We start from the raw sequence: 1,798 nt of genomic DNA, 5'->3' as shown, positions 1-1,798 counted from the left end.
GCCGATCAGGAACGCCTCCTTGCGCGCGCCATCGGCGGATTTCTCCACCATCCAGGGCAGTTGCCCGGCCAGCCGTTCGTCCTGCAGCAGCACGTTCAGCAGGTCGCGCGCCGACGCGCTGGCCGACCGCGCCACGCTGGACGAGCGCCAGGCCGCCCAGCGCTCCCTGCTGGACGCCACCCAGCTCGCGCTGGACCTGTCCGATGCGCGCTACTGGCTCGGGGCCAACAGCTTCCTCACGGTGCTGGACGCGCAGCGCTCACTGTACGCAGCGCAGCAGACGCAGATCACCCTGCTGCCGGCCGAGCAGACCAACCGGGTCACGCTGTACAAGGTGCAGGGGGGCGGCTGGGCCGCTGGCGGCGCGGGCGCGGCGGCGGACGATCCGGTTCTGCGCTGACGCGAGATGCGACGGGTGCGCTCGGTGTACCCCAGCCTGCCAACGAAGCAATGCATTGACGGCCGAAGGCGGGCTGCAGGAGGCAAACCGATGCGGCGGGCAGGCTGGACCGAGCCGAGCCTCTCGCCCCTACGCTGCGCGAATCCAGAGGCGAAGGTCCGAGCCCCGCCCCGAAGCAGCCTGCATGCATTCAGTCATCGCCAGGCCTGCTGATGAACCCGCTCTAACGACCGTAGGCGCCGTATTCGAGATTTCCTGCAGGGAAAACGGTCGATGCCTCGAAATCAGCGGGGTTGTAATGCGGCCGAACCGGCGACTGGGCAGGACTACTCTCGTCTCGAGCAACCATCGCCCCAACGACTTCGGCACGGTGTTCGTTCACGATTCTGGTAAGTCGCTGCAATTTTCTGCTGACATCATCCGGTCCTACGGCACGTCCTGTTCCGACAAGGTAGCTCTGGATTTTTGCACTCAGTCTCTCGCACGCTGCCACGGCGCTCTTCATGCCGCCATGGTCAGGGTACTGAATCGCATGCTCCAGCAAAAGCGCTACGGCTTCCTGCTGCCGTCGGAGAGTTCGTGCGGCGTTTCGCGTGGTTGTCTCTGTCGCGTGTAGTGGGGAGCGCGGCGCCATGGATCCCGCCGTACTGGTCCGTCCTCGGCCGGGGCCTGGGCCTGCATACGGCGAGCCATGTTGCAGCGGTGATCGGTTCCCTGGGGTTGCGATGGGGGTATTTGCCGCGGGGGTCTGGATCGGCGTGGAACGGCGCGACGTGCTGGATTGAATGCATCCCATAGGGGGGGGTTCCTTTGAAAAGTTGAAAACCCCAGTGTTCCCAGAATTCCATTTGATGGAAAAAGGATGCGAAGCATTGATTGGATGACCGAAGCAGCGATGGTGCGATGAGCACATCGCCTCGTGATGCATCTGCTGCGCACCACCCCAAGCACCAAGAGTGGGCGGCCCATTGAGAAGGCGGGCAGGACCGCCAGGGCTGGCGGCTGCCCGTTCCCAGGCCGGTTGCGCCGAAGGATCGACAGACCGGCTTCAGCCGGCCGGCACCAGCTCGACGGCGGCGTGCTCTTCCAGCCAGTCCGCGACTGGCAGGCCGGCCTCGTCGGCCACGCCCTGGTTCCAGAACTGCGAGGCGCACAGCACCTCCACGTCCAGGCCCTCCAGCGTGCTGCGCGCCAGCACCGCGCCGATGTAGGCGCTGCGCGCCCGCTCGACGATGCCCCAGACCAGCGTGGTCTCGGCGGCGCATTGCAGGCCGATCAGGAACGCCTCCCTTAGCGCGCCATCGGCGGATTTCTCCACCATCCAGGGCAGTTGCCGGCCAGCCGTTCGTCCTGCAGCAGCACGTTCAGCAGGCTCGGCGCGCCGGCCTCGGCCCCCAG

The 1,798-nt window shown here is 66.4% G+C and carries 2 protein-coding genes; one reads left to right on the top strand and one right to left on the bottom strand.

Translation table 11 applies throughout. From position 1 onward, the window contains the following. A partial coding sequence (locus AC27IQ_RS23730) for a TolC family protein (RefSeq protein WP_487091027.1) occupies positions 1-400 on the top strand: 400 nt, incomplete at its 5' end. Positions 401-1,448: 1,048 nt separating this feature from the next. Here the strand turns inward: AC27IQ_RS23730 and AC27IQ_RS23725 are convergent. Continuing rightward, positions 1,449-1,721 carry a hypothetical protein gene (locus AC27IQ_RS23725; RefSeq protein ID WP_487091026.1) on the bottom strand — a complete coding sequence of 91 codons (273 nt, stop codon included), beginning with the start codon at positions 1,719-1,721 and terminating at the stop codon, positions 1,449-1,451. Between the last annotated feature and the right edge of the window lie 77 nt (positions 1,722-1,798).

The sequence above is a fragment of the Acidovorax sp. KPB24-07 genome (assembly GCF_057543315.1).
This window is presented reverse-complemented; position numbering and strand designations above follow the sequence as displayed.

What these genes read in the sequence shown, in the direction of transcription:
- AC27IQ_RS23725 (WP_487091026.1), bottom strand. Translation starts at nt 1,721, where the DNA reads ATGGTGGAGAAATCCGCCGATGGCGCGCTAAGGGAGGCGTTCCTGATC.